Raw genomic sequence first — 21,553 nt, 5'->3', positions numbered from 1 at the left:
GAGGGTTTTCTTATTTTGTGCTATACTTAAGATATGCATAGAAAAACAGTGATTGATTTTAGAGCTTTGGGGGTGAGATACACCTTTACCCAGCCCATTAAAGAGTTAAAAACGAGAGATTTAGCAGAAGTGGAAGATTTGCTGGCACAAGTGGAGAGCTACCAAGAGCAAGGCTATTATGTGGTGGGCTATGTCAGCTACGAGGCTGCACCTGCTTTTGAGGAGAAATTAGCAGTTCATAAAGCTCCTTTACTGGGAGAGTACCTGCTATATTTTACAGTTCATGATAGGGTAGAAACATCCCCTATTCCTCTGACTTATGATGAGGTTGATTTGCCTTCAAATTGGCAGGAAGTAACGTCTGCAGCAGACTATGAAAAGGCTATTGCACAGATACATCATCATTTGCGGCAGGGAGACACCTACCAGGTCAACTACACAGTCCAACTCAAGCAGGAGTTGTCTGCCAATCCTTTTGCCATCTACAATCGTATGGTGGTAGAGCAGGAGGCAGGCTACAATGCCTATGTGGAACATGACGAGATGGCAGTCATTTCCATGAGCCCAGAGCTCTTTTTTGAGCAAAATGACCGTGAGTTGATTACGCGACCAATGAAGGGAACGACTCAGCGTGGCATGACTGACAAAGAAGACCTTGCCCAAGCTAGTTGGTTGGAACAGGATCCCAAAAATCGCTCTGAAAATATGATGATTGTGGACCTCTTGCGCAATGATATGAACCGTATTTCAGAAGTGGGCAGTGAGCATGTGGAGCGTCTGTGTCAAGTGGAGCAGTATTCTACTGTTTGGCAGATGACTTCGACCATCAAGAGTCAGTTGCGAGAGGATGTTGACCTTGTTGAAATCTTCCGTTCTCTCTTTCCTTGCGGTTCCATAACGGGAGCTCCAAAAATTGCGACTATGGAAATCATTAAGGAGTTGGAGCCACAACCGCGCGGAGTCTACTGTGGAACGATTGGTCTCTTGCTTCCAAATGGACGACGGATTTTCAATGTTGCCATTCGGACGATTCAACTGCATCAAGGGAAAGCCATCTATGGAGTTGGAGGTGGGATTACTTGGGATAGCACTTGGGAGTCTGAATACCGTGAGGTTCATCAAAAGGCAGCTGTTCTCTATCGTAAACAAGCTCGTTTTCAGCTAATTACTACTGGGAAAATCAGCCATAAGAATTTGCTGTTTGAAGAACAACATTTGGAAAGACTGAGAAAAGCTAGTCGGTATTTTGCTTATCCTTTTGACCCAGAAATTTTGAGACAAAAGATTGAAGCAGAGTGTCAGGCTTGTGATGCTAATCAAGATTACCGCTTGCGTATTTCTCTCAGCAAGTCTGGAGAAATAGAACTCAGTCGTCAAATCTTAACACCCCTTAGTCCACATTTCTGCCAGGCTAAACTTTGCCTACAGGAAGCCAATTTGCAACAAGCATTTGCCTATTTCAAAACGACTCACCGACCGCATTTGAACCTAGGGGAACAAGAGAAGATTTACCATAATGCAAGAGGAGAACTTCTTGAAACCTCTATCGGAAATTTGGTTCTGAAAATCGATGGGAAACTCTATACACCGCCTATCCGACTGGGAATCTTGCCAGGAATTTATCGTCAGCATTTGCTGGAAACAGGACAGGTAGAAGAGAAAGTCTTGACCTTGGCAGATTTAGCCCAAGCAGAAGCTATTTACGGCTGTAATGCAGTGAGAGGCTTGTATGAGTTGCAAGTGATAGGATTGTGAGTTTTAGCTATTAATAGCTTTTAGTATATATTAATACATATTTTTGTTATAATGTAATCGTAAACAATAAAAATTTAAAGGAGATTTTTATGAGAAAATCAAAAAAATTTTTGGTTACAAGTTTAGCAGCAACTACTCTTGCACTTGTTTCTTTTTCAGATACAATGGGGGTGTTGCCTTTCTCGCCTCAGAAAGTATCTGCTCAAGAAAAGGATGCGTCTAAAAATGGTAAGATTGTAAAAGAGAATACAAAACCCGCACCAAAACCCGCACCAAAACCCGCACCAAAACCTGCGCCGAAGCCGGCACCAAAACCTGCGCCGAAGCCGGTACCAAAACCCGCACCAAAACCCGCACCAAAACCCGCACCAAAACCCGCACCAAAACCCGCGCCTAAGCCGGCACCAAAACCCACGCCGAAGCCGGCACCAAAACCCGCGCCTAAGCCGGCACTAAAACCGACTGAAAAACCTAAAGAAACAACTCCTAAACAGGATAAATCAAAATCTAAAGTTCAGTCTGGCTGGGTAGGGTCTTCGTACTATGAAAATGGTGCTAAAGTTACTAATAAGTGGATTTTTAATAAAAAGGTTAACGCCTACTTCTATTTAAACGCATCGGGAAATTATGTCCAAAATGCCTGGGTCGGTAATTACTATCTAAAATCTGATGGTAAGAGAGCTAAGAACGAATGGATTTATGATAAGAAATACTCTGCACATTATTATTTAACAGCAGAAGGTAGCTATGCTCGTAACACCTGGGTAGGAAATTACTACCTTAAATCAGATGGTAAGAGAGCTAAGAACGAATGGGTTTATGATAAGAAATCGAGTTCATATTTTTATCTAACATCAGAAGGAAGTTCAGCTCGTAACACTTGGGTAGGCAATTACTATCTTAAATCAGATGGTAAAATGGCTAAGAGTGAATGGATTTATGATAAAAACTATGGCTCATATTATTATCTAACCGCAGAAGGTAGCTACGCTCGAAACGCATGGGTAGGTAATTACTATCTAAAATCAGACGGGAAAAGAGCTAAAAATGAATGGTTTTATGACAATAACTATGGGTCATACTATTATTTAACAGGAGAAGGTAGCTACGCTCGTAATACTTGGGTAGGGAATTATTATCTCAAATCAGATGGAAAGATGGCCAAGAATGAATGGATTTATGACAAAAACTACGGTTCATATTATTATCTAACAGGAGAAGGAAGCTACGCACGTAACAAATGGGTAGGTAATTACTATCTAAAATCAAACGGTAAGATGGCCAAAAATGAGTGGGTAGATGGTGGTCGTTATTATGTTGATTCTGACGGAAAGATGGTTAAAAGTGACTGGATTTATGATAAAAACTATGGTTCATATTATTATCTAACAGCAGAAGGAAGCTACGCTCGCAACAAATGGATAGGTAAATATTATCTCAAATCAGATGGTAAGATGGCCAAGAATGAATGGGTAGATGGTGGCCGTTATTATGTTGAATCAGACGGTAAAATGGCTAAGGACAAATGGGTAGATGGTGGCCGTTACTATGTAGGATACGATGGTGTGTGGCAACCAAAACCAGCAGCCGGGAATCCATACTCAGCAGCTTTAAAGAGAGCACAAGGTTATAATGAGATTCATTTGTCAAAAAAAAGAATTTATGAGATGTTAATTTTTGAAGGTTTTAATAGTGACACTGCACAATATGCTATCAATCATTTGCAAGCAGACTATAAGGCGAATGCCTTAGCTAAAGCAAGAGAATACCGAAAATACAGCAATCTCTCAAAAACGAAAATTTATGACTGGCTAACTTCTCCTAGTATTGACAAATTTACCAAAGAAGAAGCCAACTATGCTATTCAAAAACTTAATCTACCATCAGAAGGCAGCTATCCTCGCAATAAATGGGTAGGATACTATTATTATAAATCAGATGGTAAGATGGCCAAGAATGAATGGGTAGATGGTGGCCGTTATTATGTTGAATCAGACGGTAAAATGGCTAAGGACAAATGGGTAGATGGTGGCCGTTACTATGTAGGATACGATGGTGTGTGGCAACCAAAACCAGCAGCCGGGAATCCATACTCAGCAGCTTTAAAGAGAGCACAAGGTTATAATGAGATTCATTTGTCAAAAAAAAGAATTTATGAGATGTTAATTTTTGAAGGTTTTAATAGTGACACTGCACAATATGCTATCAATCATTTGCAAGCAGACTATAAGGCGAATGCCTTAGCTAAAGCAAGAGAATACCGAAAATACAGCAATCTCTCAAAAACGAAAATTTATGACTGGCTAACTTCTCCTAGTATTGACAAATTTACCAAAGAAGAAGCCAACTACGCCATTCAACATCTAGGCGACTAATTATTTAGAATAACTATTTTAACACCAATTGACAAGTCAAGTACAACAAAGTTGTTCCTCTGATTAAGAGAGTATCTTTCAAGCTGTTTGAGTGAGCTCAAACAGCTTTTTTGCGGACTATAGCCAAGTTCAAAATAGAAGGTTCTCCTATTGTCTTTCCACCCAGAACAGAATGGATTTTCCAATTTCAAAAAGGTGTTGGAGTTTATAGGTGTGAACAAAGGCATCTATGCTATGTCCCGTTGGTTTCTCCCCAGTCTATGAGCAAACTCAGCTGGTTTGAGTCCTACGTTTAAATAAGCTTCAATTTCTACTCGCTCAGCTTCAGATTAGTGCTTGTATAGTTATTATTTTAATGTAAAAAAGATTAAGGATATGATATACTATAAGTGTAAATCATAAGAAAAGGAGATTTTTATGAGAAAATCAAAAAAAATTTTGGTTACAAGTTTAGCAGCAACTACTTTTGCACTTGTTTCTCTTTCAGATACAATGGGGATGTTGCCTTTCTCATCTCAGAAAGTATCTGCTCAAGAAAAAGATGCGTCTAAAAATGGTAAGATTGTAAAAGAGAATACAAAATCCGCACCAAAACCTGCGCCGAAGCCAGCACCAAAACCCGCACCAAAACCTGCGCCGAAGCCGGCACCAAAACCTGCGCCGAAACCCGCACCAAAACCCGCACCAAAACCTGCGCCGAAGCCAGCACCAAAACCCGCACCAAAACCTGCGCCGAAGCCGGCACCAAAACCTGCGCCGAAACCGGCACCAAAACCCGCGCCGAAACCGGCACCAAAACCGGCACCAAAACCCGCGCCGAAACCGGCACCAAAACCCGCGCCGAAGCCGGCACCAAAACCCGCGCCGAAGCCAGCACCAAAACCTGCGCCGAAGCCAGCACCGAAACCCGCGCCGAAGCCGGCACCAAAACCCACGCCGAAGCCAGCACCGAAACCCGCGCCAAAGCCAGTACCAAAACCTGCGCCGAAGCCAGCACCGAAACCCGCGCCGAAGCCGGCACCAAAACCCACGCCGAAGCCAGCACCAAAACCCGCGCCGAAGCCAGCACCAAAACCTGCGCTGAAGCCAGCACCAAAACCAGCGCCGAAGCCGGCACCAAAACCTAAAGAAACAACTCCTAAACAGGATAAATCACAATCTAAAGTTCAGTCTGGCTGGGTAGGAAATTACTACCTCAAATCAGATGGGAAGAGAGCTAAAAATGAATGGGTAGATGGTGGTCGTTATTATGTTGATTCTGATGGAAAAAAGGTTAAAAGTGACTGGATTTATGATAAAAAGCATGGTTCCTATTATTATCTAACAGCAGAAGGAAGCTCTGCTCGCAATAAATGGGTAGGAAATTATTACCTCAAATCAGATGGGAAGATGGCCAAGAATGAATGGGTAGATGGCGGTCGTTACTATGTCGATTCTAAAGGCAAAATGGTAAGGGATAAATGGGTAGATGGTGGCCGTCACTATGTAGGATACGATGGTGTGCGGCAACCAAAACTAGATGGGAAGCAGTACAATGCTGCTTTAAATGAAGCGAAAAGCTATAATTCGGTTTTTCATAAGTCAAAAAAAGCTCTCTATGACTCATTAACGTGGTATGGTTTTTCAAGTTCAGCAGCGCAGTATGCCATCGATCACTTGAATGCAGATTACAAAGCAAATGCCTTAATTACAGCAAGAGAATACCGAAAATATAACAATCTCTCAAAGACAGAAATTTATGAGAGGCTAACTTCTCCTTATTTTAGAAAATTTACCAAAGAAGAAGCCGACTATGCCATTCAAAAACTTAATCTACCATCAGAAGGCAGCCAAGCTCGCAATAAATGGGTAGGAAATTATTATTTCAAATCAGATGGAAAGATGGCCAAGAATGAATGGGTAGATGGTGGCCGTTACTATGTTGATTCTGAAGGCAAAATGGTAAGGGGCAAATGGGTAGATGGTGGCCGTTATTATGTTGATTCTAAAGGCAAAATGGTAAGGGATAAATGGGTAGATGGTGGCCGTCACTATGTAGGATACGATGGTGTGCGGCAACCAAAACTAGATGGGAAGCAGTACAATGCTGCTTTAAATGAAGCGAAAAGCTATAATTCGGTTTTTCATAAGTCAAAAAAAGCTCTCTATGACTCATTAACGTGGTATGGTTTTTCAAGTTCAGCAGCGCAGTATGCCATCGATCACTTGAATGCAGATTACAAAGCAAATGCCTTAATTACAGCAAGAGAATACCGAAAATATAACAATCTCTCAAAGACAGAAATTTATGAGAGGCTAACTTCTTCTTGGATTGGAAAATTTACAAAAGAAGAAGCAAACTATGCCATTCAACATCTAGGGGATAAATAGTTATTAATTATAAAATGTAACTTTTTCATGCAAACCTTTGCACAAATCTAACGATTTTGTTATACTATATCTGTAAGCATTTTCAATTAAAAAGGAGAAGACGATGAGTCAAAAGATTATTGGGATTGACCTTGGTGGTACATCTATCAAGTTTGCAATTTTAACTCAAGAGGGAGAAATCCAAGAAAAATGGTCTATCAAGACTAATATTTTGGATGAGGGGAGTCATATCGTTGATGATATGATTGAGTCTATTCAACATCGTTTAGACCTGCTTGGATTGGCAGCAGCAGACTTCCAAGGTATCGGAATGGGATCACCAGGTGTGGTTGACCGTGAAAAAGGGACTGTTATCGGTGCCTACAACCTCAACTGGAAAACCCTTCAGCCAATTAAAGAAAAAATTGAGAAATCCTTGGGCATTCCATTCTTCATCGATAATGATGCCAACGTAGCTGCTCTTGGTGAGCGCTGGATGGGTGCTGGAGATAACCAACCAGACGTTGTCTTTATGACACTCGGTACTGGTGTTGGTGGCGGTATCGTTGCAGAAGGCAAATTGCTTCACGGTGTTGCTGGTGCAGCAGGTGAGCTTGGCCACATCACTGTTGACTTTGACCAACCAATCGCATGTACCTGTGGTAAGAAAGGCTGTCTTGAGACAGTCGCTTCTGCAACAGGGATTGTCAACTTGACTCGTCGCTATGCCGATGAATACGAAGGCGATGCAGCCTTGAAACGATTGATCGATAACGGAGAAGAAGTAACTGCTAAGACTGTCTTTGACCTTGCAAAAGAAGGAGACGACCTTGCCTTGATTGTTTACCGTAACTTCTCACGTTACTTGGGAATCGCTTGTGCTAACATTGGTTCAATCCTAAACCCATCAACAATCGTTATCGGTGGCGGTGTGTCAGCTGCGGGAGAATTCCTTCTACAAGGTGTTCAAAAAGTCTACGATGAAAATACTTTCCCACAAGTACGCACAACTACTAAACTAGCTCTTGCAACTCTAGGAAATGACGCTGGAGTTATCGGAGCAGCATCACTTGTATTGCAATAAAATAAAAATGACAGAGCTTGGTGATTCATCAGGCTCTTTTTCAAGATCATAATTGTAAATATAACTCTTAACTTTTTGATTTTAGAAAGGAGATTTTAAATGAATAAGTCAGAACAATCCATGTTTGAATTGGCTTTGTCCATTGCAAAAAAAGCACATGAGGGACAATATGATAAGGCTGGAGTAGTTTATATCAAACACCCTCTTTTTGTAGCAAGTCTGGTCGATACGCAAGAAGAAAAGGCAGTCGCTCTATTGCACGATGTTCTTGAAGATAGCCCTTATACAGCAGAAGAACTAATATTAGCTGGTTTACCAGAGACTGTTGTTACTGCAGTGCAGGTACTGACCAAGAAAAAGGGACAAGATTACCAACAATATTTGGAACTTGTTAAATCGAATCCTATAGCACGTTGTGTCAAATTAGCAGATTTGAAACATAATTCAGATTTATCTAGACTAGCTACAATTACTGAAAAGGATCTGGAACGATTTGAAAAATACAAGAAAGCTATTGATTATCTGAGCATGTAGAAAAGCTTTTTTTATGCTATACTAGTTAGGAAACAAATGAGGTGAGAGTAAATGACAAAAGCAGATACGATTTTTAAAGAGAATATTGAACGAATCCTCAAAGATGGTGTCTTTTCTGAACAAGCACGCCCCAAGTACAAGGATGGGACTGTTGCCAACTCCAAGTATGTAACGGGTGCCTTTGCAGAGTATGACTTGGCAAAGGGGGAATTCCCCATTACAACCTTGCGTCCTATTGCCATCAAATCCGCCATCAAGGAAGTGCTCTGGATCTACCAAGACCAGTCTAATAGCTTAGAAGTGCTGAATAGCAAGTACAATGTTCACTACTGGAATGACTGGGAAGTGGGAGATACAGGAACTATTGGTGAGCGCTATGGTGCTGTTGTTAAGAAACACGACATTATCAATAAGCTTCTCAAGCAGTTGGAAGCCAACCCTTGGAACCGTCGCAATATCATTTCGCTCTGGGATTACCAAGCTTTCGAAGAAACAGATGGGCTACTCCCATGTGCCTTTCAGACCATGTTTGATGTCCGCCGTGTAGATGGAGAAATCTATCTGGATGCGACCTTGACCCAGCGTTCGAATGACATGTTGGTGGCCCACCACATCAATGCTATGCAGTATGTGGCTCTTCAAATGATGATTGCTAAACATTTTAGCTGGAAGGTTGGGAAGTTCTTCTACTTCATCAACAACCTCCATATCTATGATAATCAATTTGAACAAGCTCAGGAATTGCTCCGTCGTGAGCCATCAAACTGCCAACCACGTTTGGTCTTGAATGTACCAGACAAAACCAACTTCTTTGATATCAAAGCGGAAGATTTTGAGTTGGTGGATTATGACCCTGTCAAGCCACAGTTGAAGTTTGACCTAGCTATTTAAAAGAATAGAAAAAAGAAGTTGAGGCAATGAATCCCAACTTCTTTTGTTTCTTAACGTGATACGCGGCGGCGAGCTGCTTTTTTACGGTTTTCTTCGATGAAAGCAGCTTTTTGCTCTTCTGGTTCGATTACTTTCTTTTTAAATGCGTATACTGCACCTGCGACTGCAGCGACAGTTCCTGCGACACCTGTTACAAGACCTTTAGCGAATCCTTTAGCCATGAGTCTTCCTCCTTTATATTCTCAATCAGCCAGCCTCCTCAAGAGGTCACATTTTTCTGACTGACCTTTTTGTGTTATAATAATAGTAACGAAAAAATGGGAATTTTTCAAGGAAAAAAGATGAAAACAAAAATAATTGTGATTGTTGGACCGACTGCAGTTGGAAAGACGGCTCTAGCCATTGAAGTAGCCAAGCGTTTTAATGGCGAAGTTGTTAGCGGTGATAGTCAGCAAGTCTATAGAGGTCTAGATATAGGGACGGCCAAGGCTAGTCCAGAAGAGCAGGCAGCTGTTCCTCATCATTTAATCGATGTTAGAGAGGTAACCGAGTCTTACTCGGCTTTTGATTTTGTTTCAGAAGCTAAGATGGCTATTGAGGATATTCACAGTCGGGGCAAGCTAGCTATTATTGCTGGTGGGACTGGGCTTTATATCCAGAGCTTGCTTGAAGGCTACCACCTAGGTGGGGAGACTCCCCATGAGGAAATTTTGGCCTATCGGGCTAGCTTGGAGCCTTATACAGATGAGGAATTAGCTCATATTGTGGAGCAAGTAGGCCTTGAAATTCCTCAGTTTAATCGTCGTCGTGCAATGCGTGCCTTGGAAATTGCCCATTTTGGTCAGGATTTGGAAAATCAAGAGAGTCTATATGAACCGCTGATTATCTGCTTGGATGATGAGCGCAGTCAATTATATGAACGTATCAATCACCGAGTGGACCTGATGTTTGAAGCTGGACTTCTAGACGAAGCCAAGTGGTTGTTTGACCATTATCCAGATGTGCAGGCTGCTAAAGGGATTGGTTACAAGGAACTCTTTCCTTATTTCCGTGGAGAGCAGACCTTGGAGGATGCTAGTGAGAGTCTCAAACAGGCGACTCGTCGTTTTGCCAAGCGTCAGTTGACCTGGTTCCGTAATCGCATGCAGGTCACCTTTTATCAGATTGGAGAAGCTGGTGTGCAAGACCGCATTTTATGCCAGATAGAGGAGTTTTTAGATGATTGAAACGGAGAAAAAAGAGGAACGAGTCCTGCTCATTGGTGTGGAATTGCAGGGAATGGATAATTTTGACCTCTCTATGGAAGAATTGGCCAGTCTGGCTAAGACAGCTGGGGCAGTCGTTGTAGATAGCTACAGGCAAAAACGGGAAAAGTATGACTCCAAGACCTTTGTCGGTTCTGGTAAGTTGGAAGAAATTGCGCTGATGGTGGATGCAGAAGAAATCACCACTGTCATTGTCAACAACCGCCTGACCCCACGGCAAAATGTTAATCTAGAAGAAGTTCTCGGTGTTAAGGTCATTGACCGTATGCAGTTGATTTTGGATATCTTTGCCATGCGAGCTCGAAGCCATGAAGGCAAACTTCAAGTTCATCTTGCCCAGCTCAAGTACCTCTTACCTCGCTTGGTTGGTCAGGGGATTATGCTCAGCCGTCAGGCAGGGGGAATTGGTTCCCGTGGTCCAGGTGAAAGCCAGCTGGAACTGAACCGTCGTAGTGTTCGTAATCAAATCACAGATATCGAGCGCCAGCTCAAGGTGGTTGAGAAAAATCGGGTGACTGTCAGAGAAAAACGTTTGGAGTCGAGTGCCTTTAAGATTGGTTTGATTGGTTACACCAATGCTGGGAAGTCAACTATCATGAACACCTTGACCAGTAAGATCCAGTATGAGGCTGACGAGCTATTTGCGACTCTAGATGCGACGACTAAGAGTATCCATCTGGGGGGCAATCTCCAAGTAACTTTGACAGATACAGTTGGCTTTATCCAAGATTTGCCGACAGAGTTGGTGTCCAGTTTTAAGTCGACCTTGGAAGAAAGCAAGCATGTGGACCTTCTGGTTCATGTTATCGATGCCAGCAATCCTTACCACGAAGAGCATGAAAAAACAGTCTTGTCTATCATGAAAGACTTGGATATGGAAGATATTCCTCGCCTTACCCTTTATAATAAAGCAGATTTGTTGGAGGATTTCACGCCTACCCAAACCCCTTATGCTCTTATTTCAGCTAAGGCTGAGGATAGTCGTGAGAATTTGCAGGCACTATTTTTAGAGAAAATCAAGGATATTTTTGAATCCTTTACCCTGCGAGTGCCTTTTTCAAAGTCCTACAAGATTCATGATTTAGAAAGTGTTGCGATTCTGGAAGAACGTGATTATCAGGAAGACGGCGAAGTCATTACAGGCTACATTTCTGAGAAAAACAAATGGAGGTTAGAGGAATTTTATGACTGATATTAAAGCGTTGGCTCTAAAATATGGGGGCTATACAAGTCTGGACAAGGTCTATCTGGATCAACTTCTAGCTGGTAAAACAGAGCAAGAGCAGTTGGCACTGATCACACCTCCGCCCAGCGTGGTCAATGCTTACTTTGCAGAACTCTACCAGAAAAAAAGTCCTGAGGCTGCGACGGATTATTTTGCGGAACTCAGTCAGGAACTGAATCTTTACAATACTGAGCCAAGTTTCACTCTAGAAAACAAGCCTTTTATTCGGCTTAATCTGTCTGGCAAATCCTTTGGTTTTTGTTATGAGAGTGAGGGTCTTGGTCGGATTTTCTCTGAAAATGAAGAGGTTATTTCAGAAGATTTGCTCTTTGAAATTGCGCAAATTTTCCCCCATCAGCTGGTCTTTGAAGAGTCTGGTAAGATTTACATGAAGGCTGTTGGAGATGAGGAAGTTGTTAGCATGGAGAGTCTCACAGCTTTGACTGATTTGGAAAGCTTGGCTGATGGTCGCAAGCGTCTTAAAGGTTACAGCCAAGAGGAGCTATTACAAGAAGCTACTGCTTTTTCTGGCAAGCGCTATTTCCGATCGGAAAACCGCACAGCCATGTTATATATTGATTAATTAGAAAGTATCGAATGGATATTCAATTTTTAGGAACGGGGGCTGGTCAGCCCTCTAAAGCCCGCAATGTCTCCAGTCTCGCTCTGAAATTATTGGACGAGATTAACGAAGTCTGGCTCTTTGACTGTGGAGAAGGTACGCAAAATCGCATTCTGGAAACCACAATTCGACCGCGTAAGGTCAGCAAAATCTTTATCACTCACTTGCACGGAGACCACATCTTTGGCTTGCCAGGTTTCCTTTCTAGTCGTGCCTTTCAGGCCAATGAAGAGCAGACAGATTTGGAGATCTATGGACCTCAAGGAATCAAGTCATTTGTCTTAACCAGCCTTCGTGTGTCAGGTTCGCGCCTGCCTTACCGTATTCATTTTCATGAGTTTGACCAAGATTCCCTTGGGAAAATCCTTGAGACCGATAAATTCACTGTGTATGCAGAGGAGCTGGACCACACTATTTTCTGTGTTGGTTATCGTGTCATGCAAAAGGACCTAGAAGGTACCTTGGATGCTGAAAAACTCAAGGCAGCTGGTGTCCCATTTGGCCCACTTTTTGGAAAAATCAAAAACGGTCAGGATGTTGTTTTGGAAGACGGAACTGAAATCAAGGCAGCTGACTATATCTCAGCGCCACGTCCAGGTAAGATTATCACCATTCTGGGTGACACCCGCAAAACCAATGCTAGTGTGCGTCTGGCTGTCAATGCCGACGTCCTAGTTCATGAGTCCACTTATGGCAAGGGCGATGAAAAAATTGCTCGTAACCACGGCCACTCTACTAACATGCAGGCAGCGCAGGTGGCAGTAGAAGCAGGTGCCAAACGCCTCTTGCTCAACCATATCAGTGCCCGTTTCCTCTCAAAAGATATCAGCAAGCTCAAGAAAGATGCTGCTAGTGTCTTTGAAAATGTCCATGTGGTCAAAGATTTGGAAGAAGTGGAAATCTAAAAGATTGAGAAAGGATAAGTATGCCTACTATTCTCATTACCGGAGCTAGCGGTGGCCTAGCCCAAGAAATGGTCAAACTCTTGCAAAATGACCAACTCATCTTGCTTGGTAGAAATAAGGAAAAATTAGTCCAACTCTACGGAAACCATCCCCGTGCAGAATTGATTGAAATCGATATTACCGATGATTCAGCCTTAGAAACTCTGGTAGCAGACCTCTATCTCCGTTATGGCAAGATTGATGTCTTGATAAACAATGCTGGTTACGGAATTTTTGAGGAATTTGACCAGATTTCTGACCAAGATATTCATCAGATGTTCGATGTCAATACCTTTGCCCTAATGAATCTGTCTCGTCGCCTTGCGGCTCGAATGAAGGAAAGTCGAAAAGGCCATATCATCAATATTGTTAGCATGGCAGGTTTGATCGCTACTGGCAAGTCTAGTCTCTACTCAGCGACCAAGTTTGCGGCCATTGGTTTTTCAAATGCGTTACGCCTCGAACTTATGCCATATGGAGTCTATGTGACAACAGTCAATCCAGGACCAATCCGAACAGGATTTTTCGACCAAGCCGACCCAGATGGTACCTATCTCAAGTCGGTTGAACGCTTCCTGCTAGAGTCAGATGCAGTGGCTAAAAAGATTGTCAAGATTATAGGAAAAAACAAACGAGAACTCAATCTCCCAGTTTTGTTGAACCTAGCCCATAAGTTTTATACTCTTTTTCCAAAGCTAGCTGATAAGCTGGCAGGGGAAACTTTTAATTATAAATAGAAGAAGTTCCTTTTAAAGGGACTTTTTTACTTCTTTTAATTTAAAGGTTAATAAGTGTTTTTTCTTTTAAAACTACATTCAGTTTTTTAATTCTTCTACAAATTTTAGAAAAAACTATCAAAAATATTATTTCATATGCTAAAGTATTGAAAATTCCTATATTATTTAATAAAATAAGGGTAAAAGACTATTAAAAGTTATGCGCTTACATAAAAATGAAAGCGATTACTAAAAAGGAGGATTTTATGGAAAAAAGCCATTGGAATCGTAAAAGAGTCTATAGCATTCGTAAATTTGCTGTAGGAGCTTGCTCAGTAATGATTGGAACTTGTGCAGTTCTATTCGCAGGAAATATAGCTGGAGAATCTGTAGTTAATGCGGATGAAACACCTATTACTCGTACTGCTGAGAAACCTAAAGAGGAAAATCCTATAGTAGAAGAAAAGGTTGATCAAGCTTTGGAAACTAAAAATGTAGTTGAAAGTACAGCACCAAAAAAACCTAGTGCCAATGAGTCTATTTCATCTGAGAAGAAAGAAGATGAAGCAGTAACTCCAAAAGAGGAAAAAGCGTCTTCAAAATCTGAAGAAAAAGCTCCAAAGATAGAATCACAAGCTTCAAGTCAAGAAAAACCGCTCAAGGAAGATGTTAAAGCTGTGACAAATGAAGAAGTCAATCAAATGATTGAAGACAGAAAAGTGAATTTTAACCAAAATTGGCACTTTAAACTCAATGCGAATTCTAAAGAAGCCATTAAACCGGATGCAGATGTATCTACGTGGAAAAAATTAGATTTACCGCATGACTGGAGTATCTTTAATGATTTCGATCATGAATCTCCTGCACAAAATGAAGGTGGACAGCTTAACGGTGGGGAAGCTTGGTATCGCAAGACTTTCAAACTAGATGAAAAAGACCTCAAGAAAAATGTTCGCCTTACTTTTGATGGCGTCTACATGGATTCTCAAGTTTATGTCAATGGTCAGTTAGTGGGTCATTATCCAAATGGTTATAACCAATTTTCATATGATATCACTAACTATTTGAACAAAGATGGACGTGAGAATGTAATTGCTGTTCATGCAGTCAACAAACAGCCAAGCAGCCGTTGGTATTCAGGAAGTGGTATCTACCGTGATGTGACTTTACAAGTGACAGATAAAGTTCATGTTGAGAAAAATGGGACAACCATCTTAACGCCAAAACTAGAACAACAACAACACGGCAAGGTTGAAACTCATGTGACCAGCAAAATTGTCAATACGGACGACAAAGACCATCAACTTGTAGCAGAATATCAAATCGTTGAACGTGGTGGTCAGGCTGTGACAGGTCTAGTACGTACAGAGAGCCGTACCTTGAAAGCACATGAAGTAACTAGTCTTGATGCGATTTTAGAAGTTGAAAGACCAAAACTCTGGACCGTTTTAAATGACAAACCGGCCTTGTATGAATTAGTTACACGTGTTTACCGGGACGGTCAATTAGTTGATGCTAAGAAAGATCTGTTTGGTTACCGATATTATAACTGGACTCCAAATGAGGGCTTCTCTTTGAATGGTGAACGCATTAAATTCCATGGAGTTTCCTTGCACCATGACCACGGAGCGCTTGGAGCAGAAGAAAACTACAAGGCTGAGTACCGTAGACTGAAACAGATGAAGGAAATGGGAGTGAATTCGATTCGTACGACTCACAACCCAGCAAGTCCTCAGACTTTACAGATTGCAGCTGAACTTGGCTTACTTGTTCAAGAAGAGGCCTTTGATACTTGGTATGGCGGAAAGAAACCTTATGACTATGGACGTTTCTTTGAAAAAGATGCTACCCATCCTGAGGCTAAAAAAGGTGAAAAATGGTCCGACTACGATCTACGTACTATGGTAGAGAGAGACAAAAATAATCCTGCTGTTTTTATGTGGTCAATCGGAAATGAAATCGGTGAAGCAAATGGGGATCCCCATTCACTAGCAACTGTCAAACGCTTGGTGAAAGTGATTAAATCTGTTGATAATACACGTTATGTTACCATGGGAGCAGATAAGTTCCGTTTCGGTAATGGTAGCGGTGGGCATGAAAAAATTGCTGATGAACTCGATGCTGTTGGATTCAACTACTCTGAAGATAATTACAAAGCCCTTAGAGCTAAGCATCCAAACTGGTTGATTTATGGGTCAGAAACATCTTCAGCAACGCGTACAAGAGGAAGTTACTTCCACCCAGAGCGTGAGTGGGTACAAAGTAATCAGTCATGGCGTAACTATGAACAGTCAGATTATGGAAATGACCGTGTTGGTTGGGGTAAAACGGCAACTGCTTCATGGACATTTGACCGTGACAATGCTGGCTATGCTGGTCAATTCATTTGGACAGGTACGGACTATATCGGTGAACCAACTCCATGGCACAACCAAAACAACACGCCGGTTAAAAGCTCTTATTTTGGTATCGTAGATACTGCAGGTATTCCAAAAAACGACTTTTATCTTTACCAAAGTCAATGGGTTTCTGCCAAGAAAAAACCAATGGTTCACCTTCTTCCTCACTGGAACTGGGAAAACAAAGAGTTGATAGACAATGTAGCAGACGCGGAAAATAAAATCCCTGTACGTGCTTATTCTAATGCTGCAAGTGTAGAATTGTTCTTGAATGGCCAGTCTCTAGGAGAGAAGAAATTCAACAAAAAACAAACTAGCGATGGACGAACTTACCAAGAAGGTGCTAATGCTAATGAACTTTATCTTGAATGGAAAGTTGCTTATCAACCAGGTACCTTGGAAGCAATTGCTCGTGATGAATCTGGCAAGGAAATTGCTCGAGATAAGATTACGACTGCTGGTAAGCCAGCGGCTGTTCGTCTTATCAAAGAAGACCATGCAATAGCAGCAGATGGAAAAGACTTGACATACATCTACTACGAAATCGTTGACAGCCAAGGGAATGTAGTACCAACTGCTAATAATCTGGTTCGCTTCCAATTACACGGACAAGGACAACTTGTCGGTGTCGATAACGGGGAACAAGCCAGCCGTGAACGCTATAAGGCGCAAGCAGATGGTTCTTGGATTCGTAAAGCATTTAATGGTAAAGGTGTTGCCATTGTCAAATCAACTGAACAAGCAGGTAAATTCACACTGACAGCCCATTCAGATCTCTTGAAATCTAGTCAAGTAACTGTCTTTACTGGTAAAAAAGAAGGACAAGAGAAGACTGTTTTGGGGACAGAAGTAGCAAGAGTTCGTACATTAATCGGTAAAGAACCAAAAATGCCGAAAACAGTAGGTTTTGTATATAGCGATGGTAGTCGTGAAAAACTTCCAGTAACTTGGTCTCAAGTCGATGTTAGTCAAGCAGGAGTTGTGACTGCTAAAGGTACAGCAAATGGACGTGAGGTAGATGCTCGTGTCGAGGTTCTAGCAATTGCGAAAGAATTACCAACAGTTAAACGTGTTGCTCCAGGAGCAGATTTGAACACTGTAGATAAATATGTGTCAATACTTGTAACCGATGGAAGTGTACAAGAGTACGAAGTAGATAGCTGGGAGATTGCGGAAGCAGATAAAGCCAAACTTTCAGTAGCTGGATCACGTATTCAAATGACTGGTCAGTTAGCTGGAGAAACTATTCATGCAACCCTTGTGGTAGAAGAAGGAAAAGCTGCAGCACCTGTAGTGCCAACTGTTACTGTTGGTGGTGAGGCAGTAACAGGGCTTACTAGTCAACAACCAATGCAATACCGCACTCTTGCTTATGGTGCCCAATTGCCAGAAGTCACAGCAAGTGCTGAAAATGCTGATGTTACAGTTCTTCAAGCAAGCGCAGCAAACGGCATGCGTGCGAGCATCTTTGTTCAGCCTAAAGATGGTGGCCCTCTTCAAACCTATGCGATTCAATTCCTTGAAGAAGCACCGAAAATTGACCACTTGAGCTTACAAGTTGAGCAAGCTGACGGTCTCAAAGAAGACCAAACAGTCAACTTGTCGGTTCGAGCTCATTATCAAGATGGAACGCAAGCTGTATTACCAGCTGATAAGGTGAGCTTCTCTACAAGTGGTGAAGGGGAAGTTGCAGTCCGAAAAGGAATGCTTGAGTTGCATAAACCAGGAGCACTCACTCTGAAAGCTGAATATGAGGGTGCTACAGGTCAAATCAATCTCACTATACAAGCCAATACTGAGAAGAAGATTGCGCAATCCATCCGTCCTGTAAATGTAGTGACAGATTTACACCAAGAACCTACTCTTCCGTCAACAGTAACGGTTGAGTATGACAAAGGTTTCCCTAAAGCTCACAAAGTCACTTGGCAAGCTATTCCGAAAGAAAAACTAGACCACTATCAAAGCTTTGAAGTGTTAGGTAAAGTTGAAGGAATTGACCTGGAAGCGCGTGCTAAAGTATCTGTAGAAGGCATCGTTTCAGTTGAAGAAGTTAGTGTGACAACTCCAATCGCAGAAGCACCACAATTACCAGAAAGCGTTCGTACATATGATTCAAATGGTCACGTTTCATCAGCTAAGGTTGCATGGGATGCGATTCGTCCAGAGCAATACGCTAGGGAAGGTGTCTTTACAGTTAATGGTCGCTTAGAAGGTACTCAATTAACAACTAAACTTCATGTTCGCGTATCTGCTCAAACTGAGCAAGGTGCAAACATTTCTGACCAATGGACCGGTTCAGAATTGCCACTTGCCTTTGCTTCAGATTCAAATCCAACCGACCCTGTTTCAAATGTCAACGATAAATTGATTTCCTTTAATGACCGACCAGCCAATCGTTGGACAAACTGGAATCGTAGTAATCCAGAAGCTTCAGTAGGTGTTCTGTTTGGAGATTCAGGTATCTTGAGCAAACGCTCCGTTGATAATCTAAGTGTCGGATTCCACGAAGACCATGGAGTCGGTGCACCGAAGTCTTATGTGATTGAGTATTATGTTGGTAAGACTGTTCCAACAGCTCCTAAAAACCCTAGCTTTGTAGCCAATGAAGACCATGTATTTAACGATCCAGCTAATTGGAAACAAGTGACTAATCTAAAAGCTCCAGAACAACTCAAGGCTGGAGAAATGAACCACTTTAGCTTTGATAAAGTTGAAACCTATGCTGTTCGTATTCGCATGGTTAAAGCAGATAACAAGCGTGGAACATCTATCACAGAAGTACAAATCTTTGCGAAACAAGTTGCGGCAGCCAAACAAGGACAAACAAGAATCCAAGTTGACGGCAAAGACTTAGCAAACTTCAACCCTGATTTGACAGACTACTACCTTGAGTCTGTAGATGGAAAAGTTCCCGCAGTCACAGCAAGTGTTAGCAACAATGGTCTAGCGACTGTTGTTCCAAGTGTTCGTGAAGGTGAGCCAGTTCGTGTCATCGCGAAAGCTGAAAATGGCGACATCTTAGGAGAATACCGTCTGCACTTCACTAAGGATAAAGACTTACTTTCTCGTAAACCAGTTGCTGCAGTTAAACAAGCTCGCTTGTTGCAACTAGGTCAACCACTTGAATTGCCGACTAAGGTTCCAGTTTACTTCACAGGTAAAGACGGTTACGAAGCAAAAGACATGACAGTTGAATGGGAAGAAGTTCCAGCAGAAAATCTGACAAAAGCAGGTCAATTTACTGTTCGAGGTCGTGTCCTTGGTAGCAATCTTACTGCTGAGTTCACTGTACGAGTGACAGACAAACTTGGTGAGGCTCTTTCAGATAACCCTAACTATGATGAAAACAGTAACCAGGCCTTTGCTTCAGCAACTAATGATATTGACGACAGTTCTCATGACCGTGTAGACTATATCAATGATAGAGATCACTCTGAAAATCGTCGTTGGACAAACTGGTCTAAAACGCCATCTTCTAATCCAGAAGTATCAGCAGGTGTGATCTTCCGTGAAAATGGTAAGATTGTAGAGCGGACTGTTGCGCAAGCCAAACTTCACTTCTTTGCAGATAGTGGTACAGATGCACCATCTAAACTTGTTTTGGAACGTTATATTGGCCCAGACTTTGAAGTGCCGACCTACTATTCAAACTACCAAGCCTACGAATCAGGACATCCATTCAACAACCCAGAAAATTGGGAAGCTGTTCCTTATCGTGCGGATAAAGACATTGAAGCTGGTGATGAAATAAACGTAACATTTAAAGATGTTAAAGCCAAAGCCATGAGATGGCGTATGGAGCGTAAAGCAGATAAGAGCGGTGTTGCGATGATTGAGATGACCTTCCTTGCACCAAGCGAATTGCCTCAAGAAAGCACTCAATCGAAGATTCTTGTAGATGGAAAAGAACTTGCTGATTTCGCTGAAAATCGTCAAGATTATCAAATCACCTATAAAGGTCAACGTCCAAAAGTCTCAGTTGAAGAAACCAATCAAGTAGCTTCAACAGTTGTAGATAGTGGAGAAGACAGCCTTCCAGTACTTGTTCGCCTCGTTTCAGAAAGTGGAAAACAAGTTAAGGAATACCGTATCCAGTTGATCAAGGAAAAACCAGTTTCTGAGAAAACAGTTGCTGCTGTACAAGAAGAACTTCCAAAACTCGAATTTGTTGAAAAAGATTTGGCCTACAAGACAGTTGAGAAAAAGGATTCTACGCTGTATCTAGGTGAAGCTCGTTTAGAACAAGAAGGAAAAGTTGGTAAGGAACGTATCTTTACAAGCATTAATCCTGATGGAAGTAAGGAAGAAAAACTCCATGAAGTGGTAGAGGCACCAACAGACCGCATTGTCTTGGTTGGAACCAAACCAGGAACCTCTCTTCCAGAAGACGAAGTGAAAAATCTTGTTCGGAATCGCCCAGAGCTTGTAGTCGAAGAAGAAACCATTGACTTCAAGGTTCAGGAGCGTAAGTCTGATAAGTTGTATCTAGGTGAAACCCGTGTCCTCCAAGAAGGAAAACAAGGAGTCCGTGTTCGCTTGATTGAAGTAGAAAATGGAAAACGTCAGCTTAAAGAAACTTACGATAAAGTTGCTGCACAAGATCGTATCGTGGAAGTTGGAACCAACCCAGGCACCTCTCTTCCAGAAGACGAAGTGAAAAATCTTGTGCTCAACAGACCAGAACTTGTAGTCGAAGAAGAAGTCATCGACTTCAAGGTTCAGGAGCGTAAGTCTGATAAGTTGTATCTAGGTGAAACCCGTGTCCTCCAAGAAGGAAAACAAGGCGTCCGTGTTCACTTGATTGAAGTGGAAAATGGTAAACGCCAACTTAAAGAAACTTATGATAAAGTTGTTGCTCAAGATCGTATCCTAGAAGTTGGAACTAACCCAGGCACTTCTCTACCAGAGGACGAAGTGAAGAATCTTGTGCTTAACAGACCTGAACTTGTAATTGAAGAAGAAACAATCGATTTCAAGGTTCAGGAACAAAAGAACGATAAACTTCCTGCAGGTGAAACCCGAGTCCTCCAAGAAGGAAGACAAGGTGTCCGTGTTCACTTGATTGAGGTTGAAAATGGTAAGCGAACTGAAAAGGATAGCTATGATAAAGTTATGGCTCAAGATCGCATCATAGAAGTCGGTACAGCTGGCGAAACAACCAAACCAGTAGCTCAAGAAGCTAAAAAACCAATCGCTTCAAGTGAATCTAGTCAAATTAACAAAGCGCAGTTACCAAATACAGGAAGTGCAGCAAGCCAAGCAGCAGTAGCAGCAGGCTTAGCTCTTCTCGGTTTGAGTGCAGGATTAGTAGCCACTAAAGGTAAAAAAGAAGATTAGAAATTTTGATACCTTCTTTATCATTAAAGACTAGCGAGAAGCTCTTGTCTTAGATAG

The 21,553-nt window shown here is 41.9% G+C and carries 13 protein-coding genes and 1 pseudogene; 12 read left to right on the top strand and 2 right to left on the bottom strand.

Annotated features, from left to right (window positions below):
• Window positions 1-33: 33 nt before the first annotated feature.
• Both pabB and PAN06_RS01430 read left to right on the top strand, forming a co-directional pair.
• The gene (gene pabB / locus PAN06_RS01435) at window positions 34-1,755 is read left to right on the top strand and encodes an aminodeoxychorismate synthase component I (RefSeq protein WP_269795384.1); all 1,722 of its coding nucleotides are present in this window, start codon (window positions 34-36) and stop codon (window positions 1,753-1,755) included.
• Window positions 1,756-1,844: 89 nt separating this feature from the next.
• Complete coding sequence (locus tag PAN06_RS01430; RefSeq protein WP_269795383.1) at window positions 1,845-4,130, top strand: Ltp family lipoprotein; 2,286 nt, start codon at window positions 1,845-1,847, stop codon at window positions 4,128-4,130.
• A gap of 242 nt (window positions 4,131-4,372) precedes the next feature.
• Here PAN06_RS01430 and PAN06_RS01425 read toward each other — a convergent pair.
• Window positions 4,373-4,471, bottom strand: a pseudogene (locus PAN06_RS01425) (IS30 family transposase); the annotation flags it as partial.
• Between the two features lie 76 nt (window positions 4,472-4,547).
• Here PAN06_RS01425 and PAN06_RS01420 point away from each other — a divergent pair.
• From PAN06_RS01420 to PAN06_RS01405, 4 genes are all read left to right on the top strand, one after another.
• A complete protein-coding gene (locus PAN06_RS01420) occupies window positions 4,548-6,500 on the top strand; it encodes an Ltp family lipoprotein (RefSeq protein ID WP_269795382.1) in 1,953 nt (650 codons plus the stop codon).
• A 103-nt stretch (window positions 6,501-6,603) separates the two neighbouring features.
• Entirely contained in the window at window positions 6,604-7,563 is a 960-nt protein-coding gene (locus tag PAN06_RS01415) for an ROK family glucokinase (protein ID WP_269795381.1), read from the top strand.
• Window positions 7,564-7,662: 99 nt separating this feature from the next.
• Window positions 7,663-8,097 carry an HD domain-containing protein gene (locus PAN06_RS01410; RefSeq protein WP_001043052.1) on the top strand — a complete coding sequence of 145 codons (435 nt, stop codon included), beginning with the start codon at window positions 7,663-7,665 and terminating at the stop codon, window positions 8,095-8,097.
• 51 nt (window positions 8,098-8,148) lie between these two features.
• On the top strand, window positions 8,149-8,988 hold the full coding sequence (locus tag PAN06_RS01405; RefSeq protein ID WP_269795380.1) for a thymidylate synthase: 840 nt from the start codon (window positions 8,149-8,151) through the stop codon (window positions 8,986-8,988).
• Window positions 8,989-9,038: 50 nt separating this feature from the next.
• Here the strand turns inward: PAN06_RS01405 and PAN06_RS01400 are convergent, their stop codons facing one another.
• A complete protein-coding gene (locus PAN06_RS01400; protein ID WP_001051780.1) occupies window positions 9,039-9,209 on the bottom strand; it encodes a DUF3042 family protein in 171 nt (56 codons plus the stop codon).
• Between the two features lie 120 nt (window positions 9,210-9,329).
• Here PAN06_RS01400 and miaA point away from each other — a divergent pair, with 120 nt between their 5' ends.
• From miaA to PAN06_RS01370, 6 genes are all read left to right on the top strand, one after another.
• Window positions 9,330-10,214 (top strand): tRNA (adenosine(37)-N6)-dimethylallyltransferase MiaA, encoded by an 885-nt coding sequence (miaA, locus tag PAN06_RS01395; RefSeq protein ID WP_269795379.1) that lies wholly within the window; start codon window positions 9,330-9,332, stop codon window positions 10,212-10,214.
• Window positions 10,207-11,445: a GTPase HflX gene (gene hflX / locus PAN06_RS01390; RefSeq protein WP_269795378.1), complete on the top strand. Its 1,239-nt coding sequence runs from the start codon at window positions 10,207-10,209 to the stop codon at window positions 11,443-11,445. The genes miaA and hflX overlap by 8 nt, the downstream gene beginning before the upstream one ends.
• Window positions 11,438-12,061 (top strand): cystathionine beta-lyase, encoded by a 624-nt coding sequence (locus PAN06_RS01385; protein ID WP_269795377.1) that lies wholly within the window; start codon window positions 11,438-11,440, stop codon window positions 12,059-12,061. The genes hflX and PAN06_RS01385 overlap by 8 nt, the downstream gene beginning before the upstream one ends.
• Before the next feature lie 14 nt (window positions 12,062-12,075).
• Window positions 12,076-13,005: a ribonuclease Z gene (rnz, locus tag PAN06_RS01380; RefSeq protein ID WP_084862498.1), complete on the top strand. Its 930-nt coding sequence runs from the start codon at window positions 12,076-12,078 to the stop codon at window positions 13,003-13,005.
• Between the two features lie 20 nt (window positions 13,006-13,025).
• Entirely contained in the window at window positions 13,026-13,781 is a 756-nt protein-coding gene (locus PAN06_RS01375) for an SDR family oxidoreductase (RefSeq protein ID WP_269795376.1), read from the top strand.
• Between the two features lie 245 nt (window positions 13,782-14,026).
• Window positions 14,027-21,496: a G5 domain-containing protein gene (locus tag PAN06_RS01370; protein ID WP_269795375.1), complete on the top strand. Its 7,470-nt coding sequence runs from the start codon at window positions 14,027-14,029 to the stop codon at window positions 21,494-21,496.
• Window positions 21,497-21,553: the final 57 nt, after the last annotated feature.

It is taken from the genome of Streptococcus sp. SM3, from assembly GCF_027497875.1.
Note: the sequence above shows the minus strand (reverse complement) of the source record. Positions and strands in the feature narration are given on the sequence as shown.

Bases quoted from the DNA above. Each gene is read 5' to 3' on its own strand.
- pabB (WP_269795384.1), top strand. From the start codon at position 34: ATGCATAGAAAAACAGTGATTGATTTTAGAGCTTTGGGGGTGAGATAC.
- PAN06_RS01430 (WP_269795383.1), top strand. From the start codon at position 1,845: ATGAGAAAATCAAAAAAATTTTTGGTTACAAGTTTAGCAGCAACTACT.
- PAN06_RS01420 (WP_269795382.1), top strand. From the start codon at position 4,548: ATGAGAAAATCAAAAAAAATTTTGGTTACAAGTTTAGCAGCAACTACT.
- PAN06_RS01415 (WP_269795381.1), top strand. From the start codon at position 6,604: ATGAGTCAAAAGATTATTGGGATTGACCTTGGTGGTACATCTATCAAG.
- PAN06_RS01410 (WP_001043052.1), top strand. From the start codon at position 7,663: ATGAATAAGTCAGAACAATCCATGTTTGAATTGGCTTTGTCCATTGCA.
- PAN06_RS01405 (WP_269795380.1), top strand. From the start codon at position 8,149: ATGACAAAAGCAGATACGATTTTTAAAGAGAATATTGAACGAATCCTC.
- PAN06_RS01400 (WP_001051780.1), bottom strand. From the start codon at position 9,209: ATGGCTAAAGGATTCGCTAAAGGTCTTGTAACAGGTGTCGCAGGAACT.
- miaA (WP_269795379.1), top strand. From the start codon at position 9,330: ATGAAAACAAAAATAATTGTGATTGTTGGACCGACTGCAGTTGGAAAG.
- hflX (WP_269795378.1), top strand. From the start codon at position 10,207: ATGATTGAAACGGAGAAAAAAGAGGAACGAGTCCTGCTCATTGGTGTG.
- PAN06_RS01385 (WP_269795377.1), top strand. From the start codon at position 11,438: ATGACTGATATTAAAGCGTTGGCTCTAAAATATGGGGGCTATACAAGT.
- rnz (WP_084862498.1), top strand. From the start codon at position 12,076: ATGGATATTCAATTTTTAGGAACGGGGGCTGGTCAGCCCTCTAAAGCC.
- PAN06_RS01375 (WP_269795376.1), top strand. From the start codon at position 13,026: ATGCCTACTATTCTCATTACCGGAGCTAGCGGTGGCCTAGCCCAAGAA.
- PAN06_RS01370 (WP_269795375.1), top strand. From the start codon at position 14,027: ATGGAAAAAAGCCATTGGAATCGTAAAAGAGTCTATAGCATTCGTAAA.